The sequence below is a fragment of the Streptomyces marispadix genome, assembly GCF_022524345.1.
Classification (GTDB): domain Bacteria; phylum Actinomycetota; class Actinomycetes; order Streptomycetales; family Streptomycetaceae; genus Streptomyces; species Streptomyces marispadix.
In genome coordinates, this window is sequence record NZ_JAKWJU010000002.1 from 5,338,946 (window position 1) to 5,364,789 (window position 25,844).

Consider the following 25,844-nt stretch of genomic DNA (forward strand, 5'->3'; position numbering starts at 1 on the left):
CGCGTGCGGCAGCGGCCCGGCGAAAGCCGCCGTGGTCTCCCGACAGCCGACGACATCGGGTGATTCTTCCTCAGCTACGTCGGTGGGGCGCCGACATATGGCCATGGGGGTGCTCCGTGGCTTTCGTTGCAGCGGGATCTCTTCCCGCCACTCCACACCGTAGGCACATCGGGCATTCGTAGGAAGTGGTCACAGTGCCCGCACGGAAGCAGCGACAGGGCACTGTGCACGACCCGTGCGACTCTGGCACTTCGCACGCGTGACCGGGGGCGGAAGCCCTCCAGTGCAGTCTGCACAGGCACTCCGCCGCGGCCCGGCACATTGCCCACTGCTGCAACTCGGGCGCCGCGCCTATCGTTTGGGAAACACGCGCGCAGCCTGCCGTCAAGGCTCCAGTACGAATACAGGCCGGACATCGCACGAGGGGTGGAGCGAGGAGCGAGGTTTCACCGAGAACGGAATTCGGTGCCGCCGGGGGAGCGGTGCCGCGATTCCTCACCGGAGCAGATTCGGCCCGTGCCGCATTCGCGGCCGGCTGCGGTCGGCACGGCCTTTGTCTCCCCTATGCCCGTTTCCCGTACACCGCATTACGCGAAGCGGATCGACGATGCCGTACGACGGGGCGGAGTGCGGGGGCGGAGCAGAACGCCGAACTCCCCTTCCGGCGCCCGCAGTCGAACGGAATTCGTTCGCACCCGACAGGAAACGGCATCGGCCCCCGGACATCGTGAACGTCCCCGTACCGTGGCCTTCCCGGCCGTCGCCCCGGACGGCGCGCAGAGCAGCGAGGAGTCCTCACCACATGCGGATCGGCATCGACGTCGGCGGAACGAACACGGACGCCGTCCTGATGGACGGCGACTCCGTGGTGGCCGACGCGAAGGTCACCACGACCCCCGATGTCACGGACGGCATCATGCAGGCGATACAGGGCCTGCGGCAGCGCCGTGACTTCGACCCGGGGGCGGTCACCGGCGTGATGCTCGGAACCACCCACTTCATCAACGCCATCGTCGAGGGGCGCGATCTGTCCCCGACAGCCGCCATACGTCTGGGACTTCCCGCCACCCAGTCGCTGCCGCCGCTGGTGGGCTGGCCCGGCAACCTGGTGTCCGCGATCGGCGATCACACCTACCTCTGCCACGGCGGGCACGAGTACGACGGACGGGTCATCTCCCAGCTCGACCCCGACGAACTGCACAGGATCGCCGACGAACTCGCCGCCGAGGACGTCCGATCGGTCGCCATCACGTCCGTCTTCTCCCTCGTCAACGCAGAGTTCGAATTACGGGCCGCGGAGATCCTCGCCGAACGGCTGCCCGGACTGCGGGTCAGCCTCTCCCACGAGGTCGGCCGCACCGGCCTGCTGGAGCGGGAGAACGCCACGGTCATCAACGCCGCGCTCGGCGAACTGGCCGAGCGCATCTGCGGCGGCATGGTGGCGATGCTGCGCTCCATCGGCCTGGAAGCGCCGCTGTACCTCAGCCAGAACGACGGCACGCTCATGGGCGTCGACTACGCCCGCCAGTACCCCGTCATGACGTTCGCCTCCGGGCCGACCAACTCGATGCGGGGCGCGGCCTATCTCTCCGGCGTGGACGATTGCGCCGTCGTGGACGTCGGGGGCACCACCACGGACGTCGGCATGCTGCACCGGGGGTTCCCGCGCGAGGCGAGCACCGAGGTGAGCGTCGGCGGCATCCGCACCAACTTCCGCATGCCCGACGTGCTTTCCTTCGGCGTCGGCGGCGGCAGCCTCGTACGGCAGGACTCCGCCCGTGTCACCGTCGGCCCCGAGAGCGTCGGATACCGGCTGCGGGACGAGGCGCTCGTATTCGGAGGGGAGACCCTCACCGCCACCGACCTCGTGGTGGCCGCGGGCCGCGCCGAGATCGGCGAACCGGAACGAGTCGCGTCCCTGGACCGGGACCTGGTGGAGGCCGGTCTCGCCTATGCGACGGAGCGGATCACCGGGACGATCGACCGGATGCGGACCAGCAGGGCACCGGTCCCCGTCGTGCTGGTGGGAGGCGGCAGCGTGCTGCTGCCCGAGTCGATCCCGCTGGCGTCCTCGATGATGCGGCCCGAGCAGTTCGCCGTCGCCAACGCCGTCGGTGCCGCGATCGCCCAGATCAGCGGGGACGTGGACCGTATCTTCGCGGTGCAGCCGGGGCAGCGGGACGCGGCGCTGGACACCGCCAAGCAGGAGGCCACGGACCGTGCGCTGATCGCGGGCGCGACCCCCGGCACCGTGGAGATCGTCGAGGTCGAGGAGATCCCCCTGGCCTACCTGCCGGGCAACGCGACACGCATCCGCGTCAAGGCGGTCGGCGACCTCTCCCGTGACCGCTCCCGTGACCCCTCCGAGCCCGCCTCCGCCGCACACGGGCACGGGGCCGGGTGATGCCCTGGGACCTCGCCGCCAGCGACCTCTCCGACCTCGCCCTGGGCGCCGCGCTGCTCGGCGCGGGCGGTGGCGGCGACCCGTATCTGGGGAAGTCGATGGCCGCCGACGCCCTCGCCTCCACGTCAGGCCGGGTGCGCTTCCTCGACCCCGACGAGCTGGACGAGGACGCCCTCGTCGTCACCACGGCCATGCTGGGTGCACCGACCGTACTGGTGGAGAAGCTGCCGAGCGGCAAGGAAGTGGCCGTCGCGCTGCGGGCGTTGGAGCGTCACCTCGGCCGGCCGGTCACCGCGACGATGCCCGCCGAGTGCGGCGGCATGAACTCGATGGTCCCGCTGCTGGCGGCGGCGCGGCTCGGCCTGCCCGTCGTGGACGCCGACGGCATGGGCCGCGCGTTCCCCGAGCTGTCGATGACGACGTTCGGCGCCCACGGTCTGTCCGGATCGCCCATGGCGGTCGCGGACGAGCACGGCAGCGTGGCCGTGGTCGACGCCGGCGCGGACAACCGCCGCCTGGAGTCCCTGGCCCGCGCCCTCGCCGTCAGCATGGGCGCCTCGGCGTCCATGGCGATCTACGCCATGAGCGGTGCCGACGTACGCCGTACCGCGGTGCCGCGCACCGTGAGCACCGCCGTACGGCTGGGACGGGCGGTGCAGGAGGCACGGCAGTGCCACCGCGATCCGTTCACGGCCCTCGAGGAGACGCTGACCCGCACGGTGTACGAGTACGGAAGGACCCTCTTCGAGGGCAAGGTCGTCGACGTGGAGCGTGCCACGACGGACGGCTTCGCGCGTGGCCGAGCCCGGATCGCAGTCGAAGGCACCGCTGACGAGGGCGAGTTGGTCTTCCAGAACGAGAACCTGGTGGCACGGATGGCGGGCCGCACCCTCGCCGTCGTCCCCGATCTCGTCACGGTCCTGCACGCGGAGTCCGCCGAACCGGTCACCACCGAGGGGCTGCGCTACGGGCAGCGCGTCCGGGTCTTCGCGATCTCCGCGCCGCCTCCGCTGCGCACCCCCGAGGCGCTGGCCGCCTTCGGCCCGGGGGCCTTCGGCATCGAGGAGAACTACCGTCCTCTCGCGCCCGGTTCGGGCGGCTGAGAGCCTGCTGAGAACTCTCTGTCGGTCAACTGCCCCTGACCGGCGGGGAGTCGGAACAGTGAGGCATATGTCATTCCAGCCCTGGAACCGATTCCATGAGTTGATCGCCAGCACAATGGTGGCATGTGGCAGATCACACTCGACGACGTGCCCGCGCTCTCCAAGGCAGCGATGCTGCTCAGCGCGGGCGGCGGGGGCGGTACAGGCACCGAGTTAGTGGAGCCGATCCTGCGGCGGGCGCTGCGGGAGCACGGCCCCGTGGAGGTGGTGCACCCCTCCGAACTTCCTCCTGGTAGCTGCGCGGTGCCGGTCGGCTTCGTGGGTTCTGGCACGGTCATGCACGAGAAGCCCTACGAGGGCAGCGAGATCACCCGCGCGATTCGCGGGGTCGAAGGACATACGGGCCTGACGGTGCAGGCGGTCGTCGGCATCGCGATGACCGGCATCATGGCCGTGGTCCCCGTCATCGCCGCCGCGCAGCTCGGTCTGCCGCTCGTGGACGCGGACGGCACGGGACGGGGTGTGACCAAGCTCAGCCAGACGACGCTGACGCTGGCCGGAATCGACCTCACGCCCGCGGCGTTCACCGCCGACAAGGGGTCCAACCTCCTTGTGGACGGGGTGAACAGCGCCGACGCTGAGTCGGTCATCCGGCTGTCCATGCCCGCGATGGGCGGCTGGGCGGGCATGGCCTGGCGGCCGTTGACCACCGACGAGATCATCAAGGGCATGCAGGTCGGCTCGTACTCCAGGGCGATCGAGATGGGACGGCTGCTCGAAGAGCGGGACCGGGAGGCGCTGGCCGCGCGCTACCAGGCCCGAACTCTCTTCGAAGGCAAGATCGTCGAGGTGCCCCGGCGGCACCTGGGCCAGTTCCCGGCGGGGACCGTCGTAGTGGAGCACGCCGAGAAGCCCGACCGTGCGCTGCGCATCGAGATGCAGAACGAATACCTCGTGGCGCTCGAGGACGGGAAGATCGTCGCCTGCGTGCCCGACCTCATCTGCGTTCTGGAGCAGGAGACCGGCACCTGCCTGACTGCCGAGCGGGTGCGGTACGGCCTGTGGGTCGAGGTGCTGGCGCTGCCCTGCCACCCCCGGTGGCGCAGCGCGGACGGGCTGGAACTGCTGGGCCCCCGTGCGTTCGGCTACGACATGGACTACATACCGCTTGAGGGAACCACCGGATGACTTCGCCCTGGCAACCGGTCACGGTCCGCGTGCTGTGCGGACTCGAGGGCCTGGTGGGCGCCCATCTTGCCGCGGGGCAGGCGGGACTCGACGCCGAGGTGCACTCGATCGAGGTCGTCTCGACGCTGGCCAGCGCGGAGTCGGTGACTTCCGGCGCCCTCGTCATCGCAGCTCCGGGTGAGACGGAGCTGGTGGTCCTCGACATGATGCTCAGCGCCGTACGAGCGGCAGGTGCCGTCGGTTTCGTGGTCACCAAGGGCCCGCATCTGATCGGCTCCGCGACCAGGCTGGCCGACAAGCTGGGCATGCCGCTGCTCGTCGCCACCTTCAAGGACCCGCTCCAGCTCGCCCGGCAGCTCGACCGCGTCGTCCACGCCCCCGAGCTGGTACGTGCCGACGTACTGAGCCAACTCGGCCGTCAGATGCGGCGGCGCCACGCAGAGCCCGGCCCGGTGCTGGAGACCCTCGCGCGCATGCTGAGCGCACGGGCAAGCCTGGTCTGCCCCGTCGGCACCGTGCTGGCGGGCTCCACCCTGGAGCTGCCAGACGGCGCGCTGGCCGACCCCTCGCCGCACACGGTGCCCGGTGCCGGCAGCCGCGACGGCGACCTGGTGCTCGTTCCCGTCGTGCTCGACAGCCAGGCGGGACCGGACGTCTGGGTCGCGGTGCAGCTACCGCCGGGCCCGACGACGTGGACGACCACCGCGGAACAGGCCGCGATGCTCGCGGCAGCCGCGATCACCGGCTGGGCCGCACGGCGGCGCCTGGAGGGCGAGCGCGAGCTGCACGAACGGCGCGATCTGCTCTCGGAGTTGCTGAAGAAGCCGAGCCATCCCGACCGTGAGGTGACGGAGGGCGGCCTGAAGCTCGGCTGGCAGGTGCACGGCTGGCACATCGGCGCACATCTGCGCTCCATGGGCATGCCCGGCGACCGGCGGCGCCGTATGGCGGACCTGCTGAACGCCGCGCTGTCCGAACAGGGGCTCAGCGGCCACCTCGTGGAGCGAGGCGAGGGCTGGGCGTTCTGGGTCACCTCCGACCGCGAGCCCGCCCGCGCCTCGTCGAGGGACATCGTCAAGCCCCTGCGGGCGGCGCTGACTTCACTGTCCGACGAGGCCCCCCTGATCGCGGGGGTGGGCCGCCCGCGCGAGGGCCCGGAGGGGCTGGCCCGTACTCTCACCGAGGCACGGCAGGCGTGCCTGCTGGCCGGCACGAGAGCACGCGGCGTGCGCGTCGCCCACATCGACGAGCTGGACCTTCAGCAACTCCTCGCGGACTGGTACAGCCAGGAGTCGTTCCAGACCTATGCGCGGCAGATCCTCAAGCCGCTCTACGACCGTGACGACATGGAGCTGATCCGCACGGTCGAGGCGTACCTCGAACACGAGTCGTCCGCGTCGTCGACGGCTGCGTATCTGGGCGTGCACCGCAACACCGTCGCGGAGCGCATCGCACGCGTCGAGAGCCTGCTCGACGTGAACCTCGCGCTCCCCGACCACCGGCTCGTGGTGCAACTCGCCTGCCGCACACTGCGGTTCGGCGGCGGCCAGGCGTCCTGACCGCATACCCGGGCGCACTCACGTCGCCACTCGTCCTGACCGGGCGCGGGCCGCGTGCCGGGGGAGCGCACGGCGGAGCCGCCGGTCCCGGCGCAGTGGGACCGACGGCTCTCGGCTCACGAGGGACCCGTGCACACGGGCCTTGCGCGGGGCTTCAGACCCTGCGCAGCACCGCGACGACCTTGCCGAGGATCGTCGCGTCGTCACCAGGGATGGGCTGGTACGCGGAGTTGTGCGGCAGCAGCCACACATGGCCGTCCTCGCGCTTGAAGCGCTTGACGGTGGCCTCGCCGTCGAGCATCGCCGCGACGATGTCCCCGTTCTCGGCGACCGGCTGCCTGCGCACGGTGACCCAGTCGCCGTCGCAGATCGCCGCCTCGACCATCGAGTCGCCGACGACCTTGAGCACGAACAGCTCGCCGTCACCGACGAGTTGACGCGGCAGAGGGAAGACGTCCTCGACGGACTCCTCCGCGAGGATCGGACCACCGGCGGCGATACGGCCCACCAGCGGCACATACGAGGCGGACGGCTTGCCCGTGGTGTCCGTGGCGACCTGGGTGGCGGGCGCGTCCGAGCCGCGCACCTCGTACGCACGGGGCCGGTGCGGATCGCGCCGCAGGAACCCCTTGCGCTCCAGCGCCATGAGCTGATGCGCGACGGACGACGTGCTGGACAGACCGACGGCCTGCCCGATCTCCCGCATGGACGGCGGGTATCCGCGCCGCTGCACCGAGTCACGGATCACTTCGATCACCCTGCGCTGGCGATCGGTGAGCCCCGAGCTGTCCGCGCGGATCCCTGGAGGTCGCCCCGGCAGGGAGCGCCTCGTCTGCTGGACGTCGTGTGCGTCGGCGTCCCGTGCGCCTTCCGCGTCTTCCACCGGAGTCACCGGCGGGATGTGGTCAAGTGACTGCGCGGCACGGTTCTGGGACGTGATGGTGGCGCTGTCTGCTGTGGTGGTCACGTCGGCCCCTCTCGAGCGTTTCTCCCTAGTGGGACAACGGTAGTTGGTTTCGAAAGGTTGCGCCAAACACACGTTCGAGTGAAAATTCCCCGTTCATCTGACGCGACCGGCGTCCACGGTGTAGATGCCGCCTCGCTGCCGAGCGCCGTCGACGTCTCACAGTGTGTCGCACACATGCCCGTCCGCGCCGCCCGTTCCGTCCGCGAATCCGTGCCGAAGCTCGCCCGCGCCGTCGTCGGCGAGGGGCCGCATCGCATCCCTCGCGCTCTCGTTTGCTGCCGCGTACCGGCGACACGCTTTCCTTCAACTGGCGCTCCAGCACCAGATCTAGTGGTTAGATTGGCGCGCGCCACCCACAAGTTGTGGTCCCCCTCCTCCTAGTTGGGAGTTTGTGGACTATGCTGGTGGCAACTTCGCGGACTTCTGAGGAGTCCCGGCGAGGGCGCAACAGTCATGCACGGAGCGGGCTTTCGCAGGCTCAAGGAGGGTGGGGAGAATGCACTGTCCCTTCTGCCGGCACCCCGACAGTCGCGTGGTCGACAGCCGTACGACCGATGACGGCACGGCCATCAGGCGTCGCCGCCAATGTCCCGACTGCTCCCGCCGTTTCACCACCGTGGAGAGCGCGTCCCTCATGGTGATCAAGCGCAGCGGCGTCACGGAGCCCTTCAGCCGGGACAAGGTGATCGCCGGTGTGCGGAAGGCCTGTCAGGGCCGTCCCGTCACCGAGGACGCCCTCGCCCAGCTCGGTCAGCGGGTCGAGGAGGCGGTGCGTGCCACGGGCAGTGCGGAGCTGTCCACGCACGATGTCGGCCTTGCGATACTCGGGCCGCTCCAGGATCTCGATCTTGTGGCCTATCTGCGTTTCGCCTCCGTCTACCGCGCCTTCGAGTCGATCGAGGACTTCGAGGACGCCGTGACGGAGCTGCGCGAGGCCCGTACGAGCGACGACGACCACGCCGCCGGCGACGAAGCGGACGGCGAGGGGCAGCGAGCCCCTGGTCAAGGGCCCCAAGCGGGCCATGGGCGCCAGGCGGCCGAGTCCGCCCAGGCAGGCCGCGGAGGCCGTGGGCCCTGCGGTGCGGACGGCGCGGGCGGCAGCCCGGAAGCGCCGGTGCCGCCTCCGGCCGCGGGCTGAGCGGCAGGCGTCGAGAAGAGGCGAAGACCTTCGGATCCGGCGGTGTGCGCGCTGAGGCGCAGGACCGCCGAGAGCCATGGAAAAGCAAGGTGCCCCGGGAAGATTCGGGGCGCATCGGGGCGTTATGCCCGTTAAGGGAGGCGGAATGACAGAGACGACGAGCGGCCCGGCACGCGGCTCCCGCGCGAAGGGCGGCAAGGCGACGAAGGGGCTGCGTATCGAGCGCATCCACACGACTCCCGGGGTGCATCCCTACGACGAGGTGGAGTGGGAGCGCCGGGACGTGGTCATGACCAACTGGCGTGACGGCTCGGTCAACTTCGAGCAGCGCGGCGTCGAATTCCCCTCCTTCTGGTCGGTGAACTCCACCAACATCGTGACCAGCAAGTACTTCCGCGGCGCGGTGGGCACACCGCAGCGTGAGCACAGCCTGAAGCAGCTCATCGACCGGGTCGTGAAGACGTACCGCGCGGCGGGGGAGAAGCACGGCTACTTCGCGTCCCCGGCGGACGCGGAGATCTTCGAGCACGAGCTGGCCTACGCCGTGCTGCACCAGATCTTCAGCTTCAACTCCCCGGTGTGGTTCAACGTCGGCACCGCGCAGCCGCAGCAGGTCTCGGCCTGCTTCATCCTCTCCGTCGACGACTCCATGGAGTCGATCCTCGACTGGTACAAGGAAGAGGGGATGATCTTCAAGGGCGGCTCAGGCGCGGGCCTGAACCTCTCCCGCATCCGCTCCTCCAAGGAGCTGCTCTCCTCCGGCGGCAACGCCTCCGGGCCCGTCTCGTTCATGCGCGGCGCCGACGCCTCCGCCGGCACGATCAAGTCGGGCGGTGCCACGCGCCGCGCGGCCAAGATGGTCGTGCTCGACGTCGACCATCCCGACGTCGAGGCCTTCATCGAGACGAAGGTGAAGGAGGAGGAGAAGATCCGTGCCCTGCGCGACGCGGGATTCGACATGGACCTGGGCGGCGACGACATCACCTCCGTCCAGTACCAGAACGCCAACAACTCGGTACGTGTGACCGACGAGTTCATGAAGGCGGTCGAGTCGGGCTCCAAGTTCGGGCTGCGCGCCCGCATGACGGGTGAGACCGTCGACGAGGTGGACGCCAAGGCGCTCTTCCGCAAGATGGCCGAGGCCGCACACGTCTGTGCCGACCCGGGCATCCAGTACGACGACACCATCAACCACTGGCACACCGCACCGGAGACGGGCCGCATCACCGCGTCCAACCCTTGCAGCGAGTACATGCACCTGGACAACTCGTCCTGCAACCTCGCCTCGCTGAACCTGATGAAGTTCCTCCGCGACGACGACGAAGGCCACCAGTCCTTCGACGCCGAGCGCTTCGCGAAGGTCGTCGAACTCGTCATCACCGCGATGGACATCTCCATCTGCTTCGCCGACTTCCCGACGGAGAAGATCGGGGAGACCACCCGCGCCTTCCGCCAGTTGGGCATCGGCTACGCCAACCTCGGCGCGCTGCTGATGGCCACCGGGCACGCCTACGACTCCGACGGCGGCCGTGCCCTCGCCGGCAGCATCACGTCGCTGATGACCGGCACCTCCTACCGGCGCTCGGCCGAACTGGCGGCCGTAGTCGGCCCGTACGACGGCTACGCCCGCAACTCCGAGGCCCACAACCGCGTGATGCGGCAGCACTCGGAGGCCAACGACGCGGCAGACCGCGCCGACGACCTGGACACCCCGGTGTGGGCGGCGGCCACCGAGGCGTGGCAGGACGTGCTGCGTCTCGGCAAGAAGCACGGCTTCCGCAACGCCCAGGCGTCCGTACTGGCCCCGACCGGCACCATCGGCCTGATGATGGACTGCGACACGACGGGCGTCGAACCCGACCTCGCGCTGGTGAAGTTCAAGAAGCTGGTCGGCGGCGGCTCGATGCAGATCGTGAACAACACCGTGCCGAAGGCGCTCAAGCGCCTCGGCTATCAGGCGGAGCAGATCGAGGCGATCGTCGAGCACATCGCCGAGCACGGCAACATCGTCGACGCCCCCGGCCTGCGCCCCGAGCACTACGACGTCTTCGACTGCGCCATGGGCGAGCGCTCCATCTCCCCCATGGGGCACGTACGGATGATGGCGGCCGCACAGCCGTTCCTGTCCGGCGCGATCTCCAAGACCGTGAACATGCCCTCGTCCTCCACCGTCGAGGACGTGGAGGAGATCTACCTCCAGGGCTGGAAGCTCGGCACGAAGGCCCTCGCCGTCTACGTCGAGAACTCCAAGGTGGGCCAGCCGCTCTCCGCCAAGCGCAAGGAGGAGAAGGCCGAGTCCGAGCCGGAGAAGGTCGTCGAGTACCGGCCGGTGCGGCAGCGGCTGCCGAAGGGCCGTCCCGGCATCACCACCTCCTTCACGGTGGGCGGCGCCGAGGGCTACATGACCGCCAACTCCTACCCGGACGACGGTCTGGGCGAGGTCTTCCTGAAGATGTCCAAGCAGGGCTCGACCCTCGCGGGCATGATGGACGCCTTCTCCATCGCCGTCTCGGTCGGCCTCCAGTACGGGGTGCCGCTGGAGACGTACGTATCGAAGTTCACGAACATGCGCTTCGAACCGGCCGGCATGACGGACGACCCGGATGTGCGGATGGCGCAGTCGATCGTCGACTACATCTTCCGCCGACTCGCCCTGGACTTCCTGCCGTTCGAGACGCGTTCCGCGCTCGGCATCCACTCGGCGAGCGAGCGTCAGCGCCACCTGGAGACCGGTTCGTACGAGCCGTCCGAGGACGAACTCGACGTGGAGGGCCTCGCCCAGTCCGCGCCGAAGGCCGAGACGGTCAAGGAGGCGAAGGAAAAGGCCAAGGAGAAGGCGAAGGAAGAGGCCAAGGCCGAAGGGATCAGCGAGTCACAGGCCGCCGTCCCGGCACCGGGCGGCGCACACAGCTCCACGGAGCTGATGGAGATGCAGCTCGGTCTCAACGCCGATGCGCCGCTGTGCTTCTCCTGCGGTACGAAGATGCGCCGCGCGGGGAGCTGCTACCTGTGCGAGGGCTGCGGTTCGACCAGCGGATGCAGTTGATCCGCGGAGCGTTCCTCCAGGGAGAGTTGATCTCGCGGAGCCGATGAGACGCATGGCCTGAGCGTCCGACGAGGGCGGGGACCGGCAAACAACGCCGGTCCCCGCCCTTCGCATGTCTGGCGGGCCGTCTGTTGTACGGGCGGGTGCCTCCGCGGCCTGGCCTCGCCCCGCGTGCGGCATGCGGTGGCGGCGGCGCACGCGGAAGATGGATGTGTGGCAGCTCCGGGACTCGTGCACGGCAAGACGTGGAGACCGAGGCCGAGGGCTGGGGAGTCAGATGGAGCACCTGAAGTGACGCGGAGCGACGACGAGTTACAACGTGTTACGAAGGTTTACGGCCGAGGTGTACGACGAGTTCCGGGCGGCGATTGTGGGCGGGGCCCGGAGGCATCGGAAGCGACATCGCGAACATGAGGAGCGGAGCGAGATGAGCAGCGAAGACCGCGGCACGCACAGCCACCCGATCCTCGTCACCGGCGGCACCGGCACACTCGGCCGCGCCGTCGTACGCAGGCTGCTGGGCCGTGGGCACACGGTCAGGGTGCTCAGCCGCCGCCCGCGCCCGCAGACCGCGACCCCCGCTGGGGCACCGGCTGAGGCCGCCTCCACCGAGGCAGCGGGGCCGACGCCCGGCGAGGCTCCGGAGCCACAGTGGGCCACTGGCGACCTCACCTCGGGAGAGGGCCTGGACGCAGCCGTCGCCGGAGTCGGCAGCGTCGTGCACTGCGCCACGACCGGGACCCGTAAAGACGTCCAGGGAACCCGTCGGCTCATCGAGGCCCTGCGCCGCGCAGGCGGCGAACAGCACCTCGTCTACATCTCCATCGTGGGAGCCGACCGCGTGCCCTTCTTCTACTACCGGGCCAAGGTCGAGGCGGAAGAAGCCGTCCAGGCCGCCGGGCTGCCGTGGACGATCCTCCGCGCCACCCAGTTCCACGACCTGATCGCGCTCCTCACCACGGCCCAGCGGCGGCTGCCGTTCACGCTCTTCCCCGGCGGCTTCTCCTTCCAGCCGATCGAAGTCGAGGAGGTCGCTGAACGCCTGGCTGACCTGGTACTCGGCGAGCCCGCAGGCAGGGTCGCCGACATGGGCGGCCCCGAGGTGCGGACCGCCCGCGAACTGGCCCAGTCCACCCTGCACGCCTATGGGCGCCACCGCCCGCTGGTGCCCCTGCCCCTCCCAGGCAAGACCGCTCGCGGATACAAGGCCGGACACCATCTGACGCCGGAGCACGCCGTCGGCCGCACCACGTACGCCCAGTATCTGGCCGGCGCCGCAGCGTCGGAGCGTGCCGACCACCGGCACTGACCCGGCCTGTGCGGCGCGAGGCAAGGCCCCAAACCGCAGCGCCGAGGCCGCGAGTGCCTACGGATTGTCACCCGCTTGGCCGTACGATGGCGCGGTGCTGGTCAAGTGGATGCGCTGCACCGTCGTGGACCGTCGGGGGTTCGAGCGAGGGCAGCGGAAGTGGGCTGGGTTGCTCGGCGAGCCGGGTTTCCGTGGACAGGGCGGCGGATGGAGCCGTGCCAGGGAGGGCGTGGCGCATCTCTTCGGTTTCTGGGAGAGCCGTGCCTTCTATGACTCCTTCATGGCGCGCTCCCATGACCGGCTGCACGCCGCCCAGGTCGGCACGTACAGAGACATGCGGGTGCGCCTCTTCGAGTACCGCTTCGATGTGAAGACCGGTTTCCGGCCCGTCTTCGCGGACGCCGATCTGCTGCGCGTGGCCCACTGCCGGGTGCGCGGCGACCGTATCGAGCACTACACGCTGATGCAGGAGAAGGTCTGGAACCCTGCCATGGCCGGATCGCCCGGCATGCTGCGCGGAGTGTTCACACAGGCGCAGACCGAGGACGAGTTCATGGTGCTCTCCATGTGGGATTCGACGGCGGAGCACGGCAAGTACCGCACGGAACGCGTGGAACGGCTCGCTCTCCGTGCCCAGCTCGGCGCTGACGTGACCGGGATCGCCGGTGACGTCATCGATCTCGAACCCTCCTGGACCGTCTGAATTCAGCCGGGGTCATAGGGTGGCCACATGGCACGACCGAGACGGATCGTCCTCGTCCGGCACGGAGAGTCGGAGGGGAACGAGGACGACAGCATCTACGAACGTGTGCCTGACCATGCCCTCGCACTGACCGGTAAGGGAGTGCGGCAGGCCGAGGCCACGGGCGAGCGGCTGCGCGCGCTCTTCGGCCGGGAACGAGTCTCCGCCTACGTCTCCCCGTACCGGCGCACCCACCAGACACTCGCGGCCTTCGGTCTCGATCCGCGGCTTCTGCGCGTACGGGAGGAGCCGCGCCTGCGGGAGCAGGACTGGGGGAACTGGCAGGACCGCGAGGACGTACGCAAGCAGAAGGCGTACCGGGACGCCTACGGGCACTTCTTCTACCGCTTCGCACAGGGCGAGTCCGGAGCTGACGTCTACGACAGGGCTGGGGCGTTCCTGGAAAGCCTCTGGCGCAGCTTCGAGAAGCCCGACCATCCGCCCAACGTCCTGATCGTGACGCATGGGCTGACCATGCGCCTGTTCTGCATGCGATGGCTGCACTGGACGGTGGCGGAGTTCGAGTCGCTGTCGAATCCGGGTAACGCCGAGACACGTACGCTGGAATTGGGTGACGACGGGCGCTACCACCTCGACCGTCCCTTCGAGCAATGGTGCACACCGCGCTCGTACGGAACCTGTACGTGACCCCACCGCGCTCGGCGCGTCCATCGGACCCGACGGCTCGGCCGGGAGTCGCGGCGGCCGGCGGCCAACGCCCGGGAGTCACCCGCGGACGGCACCTGTGAACGAGAACCGACGGACGCACCCAGAGCGCTTGATCATGAACGCCGAATCGCAGGGCTCCGAACCGCGAGGCGCGGAATTCCAGGACGCGGAGCCCCCAGACGCGGAACCCCAAGGCGCGGAGCCCCAAGACACCGCATCCCGCGACGCGTTGAATGAGCAGGACAGCAAGTCGCAGGAGGCGCCGGACACTCGGGACTCGCGGGGCGACTCGCATCGTGCGGCAGACTCGGACAACGCGGCCGAGCAACTTGCTGAAGAGCCGCACGACTCCGGCTCCGCCGGCGGGTCTTGCCGCACCGAGCCCAGGGGTGCGCCGGATGCTGCCCCCGTGGAGCAGCAGGCGGAGGGTCGGCGCTACGCTGATTCGGTCATGCCGATCACGCCTCCAACCCACCGCGTCGAGCGGTCGATTCGTGCCAAGACCGGCGCCAAGGTGGTCGCGGGAATCGATGAAGTGGGCAGGGGCGCCTGGGCCGGTCCCGTCACGGTTTGCGCGGCCGTCACAGGGCTGCGCCGCGCACCCGACGGACTCACCGACTCCAAGCTCCTGACGGTGAAACGCCGTACTGAGCTCGCCGAGGTCCTCGACGACTGGGTCACTGCGCACGCGCTCGGCCATGCCTCCTCGGAGGAGATCGACGAGTTGGGCATGACGGCGGCGCTCCGGCTGGCAGCCATGCGTGCCCTGGAGGCTCTGCCCGTCTGTCCGGACGCGGTGATCCTCGACGGCAAGCACGACTACCTCGGGACGCCCTGGCAGGTGCGTACCGTGATCAAGGGCGATCAGTCGTGCATCTCCGTCGCGGCGGCCTCCGTTCTGGCCAAGGTGCGCAGGGACGCCCTGATGGCCGAACTCGGCGCGGACCACGCCGACTTCGCCTTCGCGGACAATGCCGGCTACCCGTCGCCCGTACACAAGACCGCGCTTCAGGCGTTCGGGCCCACACCGCATCACCGGATGTCCTGGGCCTTCATGGACGCTCTGCCGCGCTGGCAGCACCTCAAACGGACAAGGGCAGTCCCGGACGAAGAGACTCCGCCTGTCGAGCAGATGGGTTTCTTCTGACGAGGACGCCGCCGACTCCCGGCTGGGCGCCTTCCGGAGGAAAACTCCTGGCCGAACCCGCTTACGCGGCTCGGACCCGCGTTTGATAGACAACACCCCATGCCTCTCATTCCCGAGGAGCCACAAATTCACGAGAGTGTCCCGGGCAGCCGCAACTCCGCGGCCGCGACCCGTACTCCACAGGCTTCCCGTCCCGCAGCACCCATTCCCGGACCTCGGGCCCCTTCGCGTCCCACGCCGCCGCGTGCGGACAGCAAAGGACCGACCCCGGGCCGTCCGGGCAACGTGCGCACAGGCGGCCCGCAGCGGCCGAACGCGGCGTCCGCCCGACCGGCTGCGCAGATCGAACTGGTCACCGCCTCGGATGCGACTGCGGTCGACCAGGCCGACGAGACGGTCGACAAGCTCCTTGACGAGGGCACACCGCCCGGAGACGTCCTCGTGGTCACCACGGGCGAACAGCATCCTTGGGCGCAGCATGAACTCTCCTTCGGTGAGGACGCCTACTGGCGTCAACTTGCCGACGGTGAGGACGTCTTCTGCGTACACACCTCGGCGCTGTCCCGTGTCGGGCGCAGGGCGGTCGTCGTCCTCGCCGTCAACGGCGGTACGGACGCACAGGCAGCCGAAGCCCTCCCGGCCGCGCTCGCGAAGGCGGAGCGAAGCCTGATCGTCTGCGGCGACCCCCAGCGACTGCGTCAACTGCTCTGACAAAGCAGGGACTTCACGGGTGCGCAGGAAGGTCGACTTGCCGCAGCCGGACGGGCCGATGAAGGCCGTGATGGGACGGGCTGACCGATTCGCCCTCGCGCACGGTCGTACGCATCAGCTACGCGAGCGACCCTGCGCCGCCTCAGTCCGCACCGTGCCGCCACCGGGGCCGATACCGGTCCCGGTAACGGACTGTCGGCAGGTGTCACACCGGATGGCGTTCCCTCCGTGGCGTCACCCCTGTACGGCCAGGACCAGCGGCAGTACCCGCTGTGCCCCGGCCCGCACGAGCAGCCGCGCCGCCACCGCGAGTGTCCAGCCGGTGTCCGTGAAGTCGTCCACCAGAAACACCGGGCCTCCGGCCTCCGCGACGGCGTCCGACACGGACGGGGGCAGGGTCAATGCCCCGTGCAGGGCGCGAAGCCGCTGTGCACCGTTGCTACGGGCGACCGGTGCCGACGGGACGTCTTCCGCATAGGTCACCGTGCCGAGCAGCGGCATGCGCCCGATCTGCGATATGTGCTCGCCCAGTGACCGCACCAGCCGGGGGCGCGTACGGGAGTCGACGGTGACCACTCCCACCGGCCGGGTCGGCGCGTCCGGCGCTCCGGTGCCCCAACAGCCGGGAGCCTTGGCCCAGTCGGCTAGCACATCCACGACCGCGGCGACGACATCGTCGGGCACCGGGGCGTCCGTCGCCTGCGGAGTCAGCAGCGGACGTAGCCGGTTCCCCCAGCCGATGTCGGAGAGCCTTCCCAACGCGCGCCCCGTCGCTGCCTGTTCACCGGCGGGGATGCGCCCCTTCAGTTCCACACCGATCGTGGGCAGCCCGGTCGGCCACATCTTGCGCGGCTCCACTTCCACCCCGGGGCGGGCGAGTTCGCCGCGTGCCGCCTCCAGGGTGGCGGGGGAGACCTCGTCGGTGAATCGGGGGCCGGCGCAGTTGTCGCAGCGTCCGCACGGCGCGGCGTCCTCGTCGTCGAGCTGCCTGCGCAGGAACTCCATGCGGCAGTCCGTGGCTGTCGAGTACTCGCGCATGGCGTGCTGTTCGGCTTCGCGCTGGCGCGCCACCCAGGCGTAGCGCTCCGAGTCGTACTTCCAGGGCTGGCCAGTGACGGTCCACCCGCCGCGGACCCTGCGCACAGCGCCGTCCACGTCCAGCACCTTGAGCATGGTCTCCAGTCGGGATCGCCGCAGCTCGACCTGCGGCTCCAGCGCGGGAACCGACAGCGGTCGATCGGCGGCGCCCAGCACATCGAGCGTTCTGCGCACCTGGTCCTCCGAGGGGAAGGCCAGTGAGGCGAAGTACCGCCAGATCGCCTCGTCCTCTCGGCCCGGCAGCAGCAGCACCTCCGCATGCTTCACACCACGACCGGCCCGGCCCACCTGCTGGTAGTAGGCGATGGGGGAGGAGGGGGAGCCGAGATGGACGACGAACCCCAGATCGGGTTTGTCGAAGCCCATGCCCAGCGCGGAAGTGGCCACGAGTGCCTTGACGCGGTTGGCCAGCAAGTCGGCCTCCGCCGCCTGCCGTTCGGCGTTCTCCGACTTGCCGGTGTAGGCGGCCACGGTGTGGCCCTGCGCCCGCAGAAACGCGGTCACCTCCTCGGCCGCGGCGACCGTGAGCGTGTAGACGATGCCTGAACCCGGCAGCTTGTCGAGGTGATCGGACAGCCAGGCCATCCGGTGCGCGGCATCGGGCAGCCGGAGCACACCCAGGCTCAGGCTCTCCCGCTCCAGCGGCCCCCGCAGCACGAGCGCTTCCGTGCCGTGACCGGCGGCGGAACCGTCCGCCGGGGAACCGGTGCCCAGTTGCTCGGCCACGTCGGCGGTGACCCTCGCATTGGCCGTGGCGGTGGTGGCGAGCACGGGCACGCCCGCTGGGAGTTCGGCGAGCATCGTCCGCAGCCGCCGGTAGTCCGGCCGGAAGTCATGGCCCCAGTCGGAGATGCAGTGAGCCTCGTCCACCACGAGCAGGCCGGTGGCCGCAGTCAGCGCCGGAAGCACCTGGTCCCGGAAGTCGGGGTTGTTCAGCCGTTCCGGGCTCACCAGCAACACGTCGACCGTGCCCTCGGCGATCTCCGACTGGATCGCCTCCCACTCCTCCGTGTTCGAGGAGTTGATGGTGCGGGCGCGGATGCCGGCCTCCTCCGCTGCCGCCACCTGGTTTCGCATCAGGGCGAGCAACGGCGAGACGATGACGGTGGGCCCCTCACCGGCGGCACGCAGCAACGCCGTAGCCACGAAGTAGACCGCCGACTTCCCCCAGCCGGTGCGCTGCACGACGAGAGCCCGGCGGCGGTCCACCACCAGCGCCTCTATGGCGCGCCACTGGTCGTCGCGCAGCCGGGCCTCGCCCGTGGGGTCGGCGACGAGGCGGGCGAGGACGGCATCGGCTTCGAGGCGCAGCTCGGTGTCTTTCATGGGCCCTATGCAACCGGATGTGCAACTCATCAGGCCAACGAGCCTGTGGAAAACTCGCAATGAGTATGACATGCGTACAAACCAGGGTGTCTGTGGATAACTGATGACCAACTTCGCTGCCGGACCGGCACGGTTGCCCCATGACACAGCGAGACAACGGACACCCCAGCCCCAGCGACGACGACACCGGCGACGCGGCGGTGCGTGAACCCCAAGCACAGTCCGGTTCGGCCGCGGCAGCGCCCGCACCGGAGAGCGAGATCGCACTGCGCGGCCCCGCCGAACTCGCAGACGCGCTCCCGTATCTGCTCGGCTTCTATCCCGACGACTCCATCGTGGTCGTCGCCCTGCATGGCCGGCGAGGACGCTTCGGCGGGCGGATCAGGCTCGGCATCCCCGCTGCCCGTGACGAATGGTCTGCCGTCTCCCAGCAGGTCGCGACCTGTCTGGAGGGCGAGGTCCGGTCGAGCAGCGGGCGTCCCGACGGCGCGATCGTCTTCCTGTGCCAGGAGCCAGGTCCCGGTCAGAAACGGGAGAGGTGATGGAGCGGCTGCGCCCGCTCGCGCAGGCACTTCGTACGGCCTGCGGTGCGAGGGAGATCCCGGTCTACGAGGCGCTGTGTCTGTCCGACGGCCACTACTGGTCGTACTGCTGCCCGGATTCCGCCTGTTGTCCGAGCGAGGGCCGTCGGGTGGGTACGAGCGGCACCTCCGCGATGGCTGCCGCAGCGGCCTACGCGGGAATCCAACTACGCGGCTCGCTGCGGGAGATGGAGCGCAGGCTGACGGCGATCGACGCGGAGGCGGGCGATGCCCAGAAGCGCGCCCTCGATTCCGCGAGTTCCGCCCTCGTGCCGCGGATGCTCGCCCAGGGCGGCTTTTCGTCCGTGAGAGCACAGAACCACTCAAGTTGGCCCAGTCACTGATCACCCGGTTCCGCGATGCCGTCCCGGACGACGGCGACAGCCGTCTGGCCGACGCCCACGACGACGAACTGCTCAGCGACGAGGACGCAGCGGCGCTGATTCTCGGTCTTCAGGACCGCAGAACGCGTGACCGTGCCGCCGAGTGGATGGAGGCCCCCGACTCCGGGCCCGCACTTCGGCTATGGCGCGCCCTCGCCAGACGCTGCGTCGAGCCGTACGACGAACACGCTGCGGCACCTCTGACACTCGCGGGATGGGTCGCCTGGTCCACAGGGGACAGGCCCATGGCACGCCTCGCCCTCGACCATGCCCTGCGAAGCGACCCGGACTACGTCTTCGCCCGGCTGCTCCACCGTGCCTTCAACGAGGGCGTGGATCCGGAGCCCCTGCGCCGCTGCATGCGCAAGGAACGGGAGGCGCGTCAAGCCCAAGAGCAGCACGGGTCTGCCGACTCGGCCGCCTGTGGTGCGCCGTGACCGGCATGCGAGTCAGCCGTTCAACTCTTTGCAGAAGCCGCTCATCTCCAGCCCTGATCCGCACTGGAACAACCACAAGAGGAAGCGGAGTTACGCCTATGTCCACGAAGTCGCATCCGGTTCCGCCACAACCGCACACTCCGCGTGGGTGCCCGCCAGGAGCTGCCCTTCCTGCTCGTGGCACGGCGCGCGAAGGGAACTCCGCACGTGGACGCAGTGCGCCGTGGCTGCCACCGGCCATGGCGGAACACAGCTCGGCGCACGCCGCGCTGGTCTGCGTCGCTGCGCCTCATCTGGCTGTGTCCGCCGAACACGGCCAGATGAACGGCGAAGGCATGGAGGGCTTTTACTACGGGGGCAGACGGGTGCTGTCACGCTGCCGCATCCTCCTCGGCGGAAGGGAACCGCTTCCGCTCCTGGGCCGCATGGCCGGCGCACGACAGGCCCGCTTCACCGCCACAGCACGGACGACCGTCGGAAGCGGACCCGACCCTGCGATCGTCGTCGACAGACTGCGATCGGCGGAAGGCACGGAACGCATCACCGTTCGCAACACCGGCGGCCGCCCGCTGAGGCTTCCGTTCGAAGTGCAGCTAGGGACAGACCTCGCGGAGATCGCCGCGATCGCCGTGGGGCGGGCCGGTGAAGAGCTGCCCGCGTCCGTTCACGGTTCGGGACTGGCTTGGTCCACCGCGAACCTACGGGCCGCTGTCACCGCCGACCCGCAACCGGACACGATCCTCGCCGGGCTGGGGCTGCTGAGGTGGGACTGGGAGCTGCCGCCTGGGGCAGAACGTACGGTCATGCTTCGGACCGACCTGGCGCGGACAGTGCCTGAGCCGTCACGTGCCAAGAAGCGCTCAGGCGCGGCACGGGTCCGGGCCAGGAAGAAGGACGCCAGGACCACTGCCGGTCCCGTCTCCTTCTACGCACACAAGCCCCCGGCTCCGCCGGAACTCTGGCGCAACACCCGCGCTGACGGGGACGACAGCAGGGTCGCTGCACTCTTCCGGAGCGCCCTAGACGACGCCAACGCACTGCTGATGTCCGACCCGGCAGCACCCTCCGACCTGCATCTCGTCGCGGGGGCTCCCTGGCGCTGTGCCCTTGCGCCGGCCGAGTCCCTGCGGGCGGCCCGGATGCTGCTGCCGCTCGGCACGCGTCTTACCGCAGGCACGCTACGCATGCTCGCCCGCGGCCAGTTGACCGGATCTGGTGAGGAAACAGGTCGGCTCCCCGGGGCTGTGCGTCATGCCGGTCCATACGCCCCACCGAGTTGCACCGGTACGGAAGCGACGTTGCTGTTTCCCGCAGCTCTGGCAGAGGCACGGCTGTGGGGTCTGTCCGAATGCGACACGGAGCAGCTACTGCCCGCTGCCGAGCGGTGCTTGAACTGGATGCTCAAAGTGTCCGACAAGGAGATGTTCGTACCCGACCCCGCGCCGGACGGGCCGTTCAGATGCGAAACCCAGGCCGGCGCACACCGAGCGGCGCTCCTCGGTGCTGAACTGCTCGATGGCTGTGGAAGTGACAGGGGAGCTGAGCTGCGCGACTGGGCCGAGGAACTGCGCCGGAGATTCCAGGAGGAGTTCTGGCACGAAGATGACGCCGGGGGGAGACCCGTGGCGGTCCGCGCCCGGAACGGCACCGCCCGCAGTCATCTGAGTTCCGCCGCAGTGGAGTTGCTCGATACGGGCCTGGCGGGGGGCGGCCGTTTCGCGACCGGTCTGCTCACGGCGGAGCAGACCGAGCAGCTCGGCCGTCACCTGGGGAGCCGGGCCCTTGATTCGGGCTGGGGCCTGCGCAGCCTCGGAGAGAATGACGAGCGGTACAACCCCTTCGGCCACCGTGGCGGCGCAGTTCGCGTCCAGGAGTCCGTGACGGCCGTCGCGGGTCTTGCCGCGGCAGGACATGAACAGGCGGCGGGTTCGCTGCTGCGCGGACTGCTCGACGCGGCAGCGCAGTTCGACTTCCGGCTTCCCGAGATGTACGCGGCACAGCAGCGGAGCGAAGGCGGCGTGCCACTCCCGCACCCGGCGGCGTGCCGACCGGCAGCAACCTCCGCAGCGGGCTCCGTGCACCTGCTCACCGCACTCGCCGGCGTGCGCCCGGACGCTCCGAAAGGCACCGTCTCCGTACGTCCGTGGAAGACCGGGCCGCTTGGAACAGTGCGCTTCGCGGGTCTGCGGGTCTCAGGCGCACCGTTCTCGGTCCGTGTCGGCAGCGATGGTGAGGGCGAGGTCGAGGAGATCGCCGACAGTCTGCGAGCTGTCGTCGGCTGAGCGGAAGTTGAGGCGACAGCAAGAGCGAGACCCGTCGGCGCAACGCCCGGCAAGCCGCCGCGGAACTGCCTGATTATCGTCAGGGAGACGACTATGATCACGACATGCCCTACGACCCGTCGGCCTTCCCCCCATTCGCCGTCACCGTCGACCTCGTGGTGCTCACGGTGCGCAGACATGCGTTGTGCGCACTGGTGGTACGCCGCGGCGAACCACCGTACGAAGGCAAATGGGCGCTGCCCGGGGGCTTTGTCCGGGCTGATGAGGACCTCACTTCGGCAGCGGCACGAGAACTCGCGGAGGAGACGGGCCTCCATGCGCATGGGACCGACAGCGGTCTCCCCGGTGCGCATCTGGAACAGCTTGCGACGTATGGCGATCCGGGCCGCGACCCGAGGATGCGCGTCGTCAGTGTCGCCCATCTCGCCCTCGCCCCGGACCTGCCGTCGCCCACACCAGGAGGAGACGCCAGGGGCGCACGATGGGCCCCGGTCGACGAACTGCTCGGCGTGGGAGACCTGTCCAGGTACGCCGACGACGGCAACAAATCGTCACTCGCCTTCGACCACGAACAAATCCTCGCGGCGGGCGTGGAGCGGGCCCGCTCCAAGATCGAGTACTCATCGCTCGCCACCGCCTTCTGTCCACCGGAGTTCACTGTCGGGGAACTGCGCAGGGTCTACGAAGCGGTCTGGGGAGTCGTGCTCGACCCGCGCAACTTCCACCGGAAGGTCACGGGGACTCCGGGCTTCCTCGTACCTAGCGGCGGCACCACCACGCGCCAGGGAGGACGCCCCGCTCAACTGTTCCGCGCCGGGGGCGCCACGTTGCTCAACCCGCCGATGCTGCGCCCCGAGGTCTGACGACTCATCGCTTCCTGAGTCGCGGCACCCCGCCAGTAGCAATGGACTTGGCCCGGCGAAGGCATTAGCGCTGAAAGCGGGACATGTCACGTTATCTTGCCTGGATGCGTCCCCCACGCGTCACGCGGGAGAAGCGATGATCCAGGTAATCGGGCTCACGAGCCAGCTTCGCCGTCACCAACTCAAGCCCACCGTCGAAGACCTGACCTTCGAGGCTCGCCCCGGTCGCGTCACCGTGCTTCTCGGGCCGGAGGGCTCGGGTAAGACGACTGCCCTCCTTCTGATGCTCCAGCTTCAGTCCGGGCGGGGTACGGCACTGTTCCGTGGACGCCCGGTCCAGCGGATCCAGAACCTCCCCCGTGAAGTGGGCGTGGTGCTGGGCGAGGTGAACGGTCACCCGGGGCGTACGGTCCGCAGCCATCTGCGGATGCTCGCCGCCGCGGCGGACGTCCCTGCGGGGAGAGCAGACGACGTCCTCGACGTCGTAGGTCTGAGCGGTCTCGCCGATCAACGGCTGAGCGCACTGTCTCGTGGCATGGACCGACGCCTCGCTGTGGCCTGCGCATTGATCGGAGACCCACACACCCTGGTCCTCGACGAGCCCGCGCACGAACTGTCTCCACGTGAGACGGCCTGGCTGTACTCGCTGTTGCGCGGGTACGCCCACCAGGGCGGCACCGTGCTGGTCACTTCGCACCGGTCCGAGGAGGTCGCCAAACTCGCCGACCGCGTGGTGAGCATCAACTCGGGGCGTCTGATCGCCGACCAGGAAGCCGCCGACTTCGTGCGCACCCGGCTCCGTCCGCGCGTCGCCGTGCGCACACCGCATGTCGACCGCCTCGTCGCCGTACTGACGCAGGAGGGACGCAGAGCAGGCAATGCCCGTGACGGAGGCCCGCTCAAGGTCGTCCACGAAGGGGGCACCAAGGTCTCGGTCTACGGCAGCAGTTGCGCCGAGGTGGGAGAGCACGCCTACAAGAACGGCATCCTCGTACACCAACTGACCGACGAGGAGGGCGATGCAGGCGACGCCTACCCGCCTGGTCCTCTGCACCGTGCCGACGGCCGACGATCGGCATTGGAGACTCAGACCAGCACTCTCGGCCCCGTGACGAAGCAGGGCTCGCGGCAGGTGTCGCCATCGAACGACGAGGGCTCACGGCCGGGCATGGACGCCGGGACGGATTCCGGCCCTGTCCGGCTGGAATCGGGGGAGGACGCAGGCGAGGCCGCCGACTCCGAATCCGAAGACGTACTACGGGCGTTGGAAGAGCTGGAAGACATCGAAGAACTCGATGTGTCGGCGGGGCCGGTTGGACCAGGCGAGCCCGACGACTGGGTCGAAGACGACTTCGGGCCCCGTTCCTTCGATCCGGACGGGCGTACAGCGCCGCGGAGTTCGGGACAGGCGGCATCGGCTGGGCAGCGTTCGCCCGCCGTGGCGCCTACGGGTGTGACGTCGTCTGTCGACGGGGACAGCAGACAACTCACGCCGGACTCCGAAGCCGATTCCGAATCTCAGCTCGGGCCAGAGCACACATCCGAGGCGGAGGCCGACGACACCTCCGCCGAGCCTGCACTCGAACCGAGCTATGTGTCCGCCGCGGCCCCCGCTTCGGCCCCCGACTCCCCATCCGATTCCGGCTCCTCAGCCTCCGCCTCTTCTGCTGCCTCCTCGGTCTCATCTACCGACTCCGTGGCCGCCTTCGCGACGGCCTCCGAGGCTCCGCCCCCTGCGCCAACCAGCTCTGAAGAACCGACGATCCGCATCAGCGACAGCCCGCTCACAGCCACCCCGTCCGGCTCCGGGAGCGAGTCGCCCGACGACTCCGCTACCACCGACGCCCCCGGCGCTTCCACGACCTCACGCCCCATCGTGATGAAGCCCCTGGCCGACCCTGACGCGCACCGTGACACCCCCGGCGAGGCCAACCCGCTGTGGACTCCCAGGCATCCCCCCGCGCGGGCCGCGGCCGAACTTCCGCCTCAGCTCCACGCCTTGGCACGTCCGGGCCCCGCCGCCCCCTTGCGTTACGAAACGTGCCGCCTCATCAGCCTGCGCAGTACCTGGATCGCCACGGCAGTAACGGTGGCGGTGGCGCTATGCGTATCGCTCGTCATGGCAGGCACCGGGATCGGCCTTCCGCTGAGCGCTGGGGACTCGCCTTCGCTCACACCGGCCGTACGCATTCTGACGGGCTGGCCGTCGGGCGATGTGTTCCTGCTGCCACCCGTCGCCGTGGCCACCGGTCTGCTCGGGGCATTCGCGTTCGGCGAGGAGTTCCGCTATCCCGCGCTCGCGCCCGGCCGTTCGCCCGTACCGCGACGGCTCAGTCTTCTCGCTGCCAAGCTCGCGGTCTCGGCGGCGTTCGCCGTGTTGCTCAGCCTCGCTGTCGCCATCGTCAACGCGGCAGGCGTGACGCTGTTCTTCGGCGAGGAAGCCCTCGCCCTGCCCTCGCAGGGAGACCTGCTGGCCGCGGGGGGTTCGTGGCAGTTGAACCTCGCAGCGGTGTTCGTGTTCAACGCTGGGTGTGCCTGGGCGGGGGTGTTGTCCGCTGGAGTCTTCCGTTCGGGGACGGTGGGCATCGCGGTGGTCGTGGCAGTTCCGTTGCTGCTGACGCCAGTTGTGCGGAGTCTGGTTGGCGGCGATCCGGCACAGGGCCGGTCCATCGAAGGGCTTCCGGGTCGGCTGGAGGCAGCGCTGCTGGTGCCCTGGCCGCCGGGTACCGAGCGAGGGGTTGCCGCCTTGCTGGACATGGCTTCCCAACCCACCGGCCTCGCACTGGTGTTGTCGCTCATCGCGCTGCTGACCGGGTATCTCGTCACCGCACTCACCGGCAGAGCGGGCTGACGCCCGTTATCGGTACGCAGGCCACACCGCCCGAACTACC

At 69.5% G+C, this 25,844-nt stretch carries 18 protein-coding genes and 1 pseudogene; 17 read left to right on the plus strand and 2 right to left on the minus strand.

Annotation, left to right across the window (positions count from 1 at the left end; translation table 11 throughout):
* The first annotated feature begins 802 nt into the window (after nt 1–802).
* The 4 genes from MMA15_RS22325 to MMA15_RS22340 all read left to right on the plus strand — a co-directional run bounded on the left by MMA15_RS22325 (nt 803) and on the right by MMA15_RS22340 (nt 6,254).
* Nucleotides 803–2,404 (plus strand): hydantoinase/oxoprolinase N-terminal domain-containing protein, encoded by a 1,602-nt coding sequence (locus MMA15_RS22325; protein WP_241061883.1) that lies wholly within the window; start codon nt 803–805, stop codon nt 2,402–2,404.
* On the plus strand, nt 2,404–3,507 hold the full coding sequence (locus tag MMA15_RS22330; protein WP_241061884.1) for an S-methyl thiohydantoin desulfurase family protein: 1,104 nt from the start codon (nt 2,404–2,406) through the stop codon (nt 3,505–3,507). The genes MMA15_RS22325 and MMA15_RS22330 overlap by 1 nt, the downstream gene beginning before the upstream one ends.
* 123 nt (nt 3,508–3,630) lie before the next feature.
* On the plus strand, nt 3,631–4,695 hold the full coding sequence (locus tag MMA15_RS22335; RefSeq protein ID WP_241061885.1) for an S-methyl thiohydantoin desulfurase family protein: 1,065 nt from the start codon (nt 3,631–3,633) through the stop codon (nt 4,693–4,695).
* A complete protein-coding gene (locus tag MMA15_RS22340; protein ID WP_241061886.1) occupies nt 4,692–6,254 on the plus strand; it encodes a helix-turn-helix domain-containing protein in 1,563 nt (520 codons plus the stop codon). Before MMA15_RS22335 ends, MMA15_RS22340 begins: the two co-directional genes overlap by 4 nt.
* Nucleotides 6,255–6,408: 154 nt before the next feature.
* Here MMA15_RS22340 and lexA read toward each other — a convergent pair whose 3' ends face one another.
* Nucleotides 6,409–7,221 (minus strand): transcriptional repressor LexA, encoded by an 813-nt coding sequence (gene lexA / locus MMA15_RS22345; RefSeq protein ID WP_241061887.1) that lies wholly within the window; start codon nt 7,219–7,221, stop codon nt 6,409–6,411.
* A 496-nt stretch (nt 7,222–7,717) separates the two neighbouring features.
* On the opposite strand from lexA, the gene nrdR reads away from it, so the two are divergent.
* The 7 genes from nrdR to MMA15_RS22380 all read left to right on the plus strand — a co-directional run bounded on the left by nrdR (nt 7,718) and on the right by MMA15_RS22380 (nt 15,983).
* Entirely contained in the window at nt 7,718–8,359 is a 642-nt protein-coding gene (nrdR, locus tag MMA15_RS22350) for a transcriptional regulator NrdR (protein WP_241061888.1), read from the plus strand.
* 145 nt (nt 8,360–8,504) lie between these two features.
* Nucleotides 8,505–11,405 (plus strand): vitamin B12-dependent ribonucleotide reductase, encoded by a 2,901-nt coding sequence (locus MMA15_RS22355; RefSeq protein WP_241061889.1) that lies wholly within the window; start codon nt 8,505–8,507, stop codon nt 11,403–11,405.
* A 427-nt stretch (nt 11,406–11,832) separates the two neighbouring features.
* Nucleotides 11,833–12,714 carry an SDR family oxidoreductase gene (locus MMA15_RS22360; RefSeq protein ID WP_241061890.1) on the plus strand — a complete coding sequence of 294 codons (882 nt, stop codon included), beginning with the start codon at nt 11,833–11,835 and terminating at the stop codon, nt 12,712–12,714.
* Between the two features lie 94 nt (nt 12,715–12,808).
* Nucleotides 12,809–13,417: a YdbC family protein gene (locus MMA15_RS22365; protein ID WP_070010587.1), complete on the plus strand. Its 609-nt coding sequence runs from the start codon at nt 12,809–12,811 to the stop codon at nt 13,415–13,417.
* Between the two features lie 27 nt (nt 13,418–13,444).
* On the plus strand, nt 13,445–14,104 hold the full coding sequence (locus MMA15_RS22370) for a histidine phosphatase family protein (protein WP_241061891.1): 660 nt from the start codon (nt 13,445–13,447) through the stop codon (nt 14,102–14,104).
* Nucleotides 14,105–14,576: 472 nt separating this feature from the next.
* Complete coding sequence (rnhB, locus tag MMA15_RS22375) at nt 14,577–15,272, plus strand: ribonuclease HII (RefSeq protein WP_241061892.1); 696 nt, start codon at nt 14,577–14,579, stop codon at nt 15,270–15,272.
* 285 nt (nt 15,273–15,557) lie between these two features.
* The gene (locus tag MMA15_RS22380) at nt 15,558–15,983 is read left to right on the plus strand and encodes a hypothetical protein (RefSeq protein ID WP_308290578.1); all 426 of its coding nucleotides are present in this window, start codon (nt 15,558–15,560) and stop codon (nt 15,981–15,983) included.
* Nucleotides 15,984–16,217: 234 nt separating this feature from the next.
* Here the strand turns inward: MMA15_RS22380 and MMA15_RS22385 are convergent, their stop codons facing one another.
* A complete protein-coding gene (locus MMA15_RS22385; RefSeq protein WP_241061894.1) occupies nt 16,218–18,407 on the minus strand; it encodes a RecQ family ATP-dependent DNA helicase in 2,190 nt (729 codons plus the stop codon).
* 140 nt (nt 18,408–18,547) lie between these two features.
* Between MMA15_RS22385 and MMA15_RS22390 the strand changes: the two genes are divergently transcribed.
* The 6 genes and pseudogenes from MMA15_RS22390 to MMA15_RS28020 all read left to right on the plus strand — a co-directional run bounded on the left by MMA15_RS22390 (nt 18,548) and on the right by MMA15_RS28020 (nt 25,804).
* Nucleotides 18,548–18,949: a DUF4192 family protein gene (locus MMA15_RS22390; protein ID WP_241061895.1), complete on the plus strand. Its 402-nt coding sequence runs from the start codon at nt 18,548–18,550 to the stop codon at nt 18,947–18,949.
* Nucleotides 18,949–19,026 (plus strand): annotated as a pseudogene (locus MMA15_RS22395) (hypothetical protein); the annotation flags it as partial. The gene MMA15_RS22390 and the pseudogene MMA15_RS22395, both read left to right, overlap by 1 nt.
* On the plus strand, nt 19,026–19,808 hold the full coding sequence (locus tag MMA15_RS22400) for a DUF4192 domain-containing protein (RefSeq protein ID WP_241061896.1): 783 nt from the start codon (nt 19,026–19,028) through the stop codon (nt 19,806–19,808). The pseudogene MMA15_RS22395 and the gene MMA15_RS22400, both read left to right, overlap by 1 nt.
* Before the next feature lie 239 nt (nt 19,809–20,047).
* Nucleotides 20,048–22,090 (plus strand): glycogen debranching N-terminal domain-containing protein, encoded by a 2,043-nt coding sequence (locus MMA15_RS22405; RefSeq protein ID WP_241061897.1) that lies wholly within the window; start codon nt 20,048–20,050, stop codon nt 22,088–22,090.
* A gap of 104 nt (nt 22,091–22,194) precedes the next feature.
* Nucleotides 22,195–22,953, plus strand: a complete 759-nt coding sequence (locus MMA15_RS22410; RefSeq protein WP_241061898.1) for an NUDIX hydrolase — start codon at nt 22,195–22,197, stop codon at nt 22,951–22,953.
* A gap of 136 nt (nt 22,954–23,089) precedes the next feature.
* A complete protein-coding gene (locus MMA15_RS28020; protein ID WP_277400494.1) occupies nt 23,090–25,804 on the plus strand; it encodes an ABC transporter ATP-binding protein in 2,715 nt (904 codons plus the stop codon).
* The last annotated feature ends 40 nt before the right edge of the window (nt 25,805–25,844 follow it).

Excerpts from the sequence above, each read along its gene's own strand:
- MMA15_RS22390 (WP_241061895.1), top strand. The coding sequence starts at position 18,548 with ATGACACAGCGAGACAACGGACACCCCAGCCCCAGCGACGACGACACC.
- MMA15_RS22340 (WP_241061886.1), top strand. The coding sequence starts at position 4,692 with ATGACTTCGCCCTGGCAACCGGTCACGGTCCGCGTGCTGTGCGGACTC.
- MMA15_RS22325 (WP_241061883.1), top strand. The coding sequence starts at position 803 with ATGCGGATCGGCATCGACGTCGGCGGAACGAACACGGACGCCGTCCTG.
- MMA15_RS22370 (WP_241061891.1), top strand. The coding sequence starts at position 13,445 with ATGGCACGACCGAGACGGATCGTCCTCGTCCGGCACGGAGAGTCGGAG.
- MMA15_RS22410 (WP_241061898.1), top strand. The coding sequence starts at position 22,195 with ATGCCCTACGACCCGTCGGCCTTCCCCCCATTCGCCGTCACCGTCGAC.
- MMA15_RS22385 (WP_241061894.1), bottom strand. The coding sequence starts at position 18,407 with ATGAAAGACACCGAGCTGCGCCTCGAAGCCGATGCCGTCCTCGCCCGC.
- MMA15_RS22355 (WP_241061889.1), top strand. The coding sequence starts at position 8,505 with ATGACAGAGACGACGAGCGGCCCGGCACGCGGCTCCCGCGCGAAGGGC.
- MMA15_RS22330 (WP_241061884.1), top strand. The coding sequence starts at position 2,404 with ATGCCCTGGGACCTCGCCGCCAGCGACCTCTCCGACCTCGCCCTGGGC.
- MMA15_RS28020 (WP_277400494.1), top strand. The coding sequence starts at position 23,090 with ATGATCCAGGTAATCGGGCTCACGAGCCAGCTTCGCCGTCACCAACTC.
- MMA15_RS22335 (WP_241061885.1), top strand. The coding sequence starts at position 3,631 with ATGTGGCAGATCACACTCGACGACGTGCCCGCGCTCTCCAAGGCAGCG.
- nrdR (WP_241061888.1), top strand. The coding sequence starts at position 7,718 with ATGCACTGTCCCTTCTGCCGGCACCCCGACAGTCGCGTGGTCGACAGC.
- MMA15_RS22360 (WP_241061890.1), top strand. The coding sequence starts at position 11,833 with ATGAGCAGCGAAGACCGCGGCACGCACAGCCACCCGATCCTCGTCACC.
- rnhB (WP_241061892.1), top strand. The coding sequence starts at position 14,577 with ATGCCGATCACGCCTCCAACCCACCGCGTCGAGCGGTCGATTCGTGCC.
- MMA15_RS22405 (WP_241061897.1), top strand. The coding sequence starts at position 20,048 with ATGGCGGAACACAGCTCGGCGCACGCCGCGCTGGTCTGCGTCGCTGCG.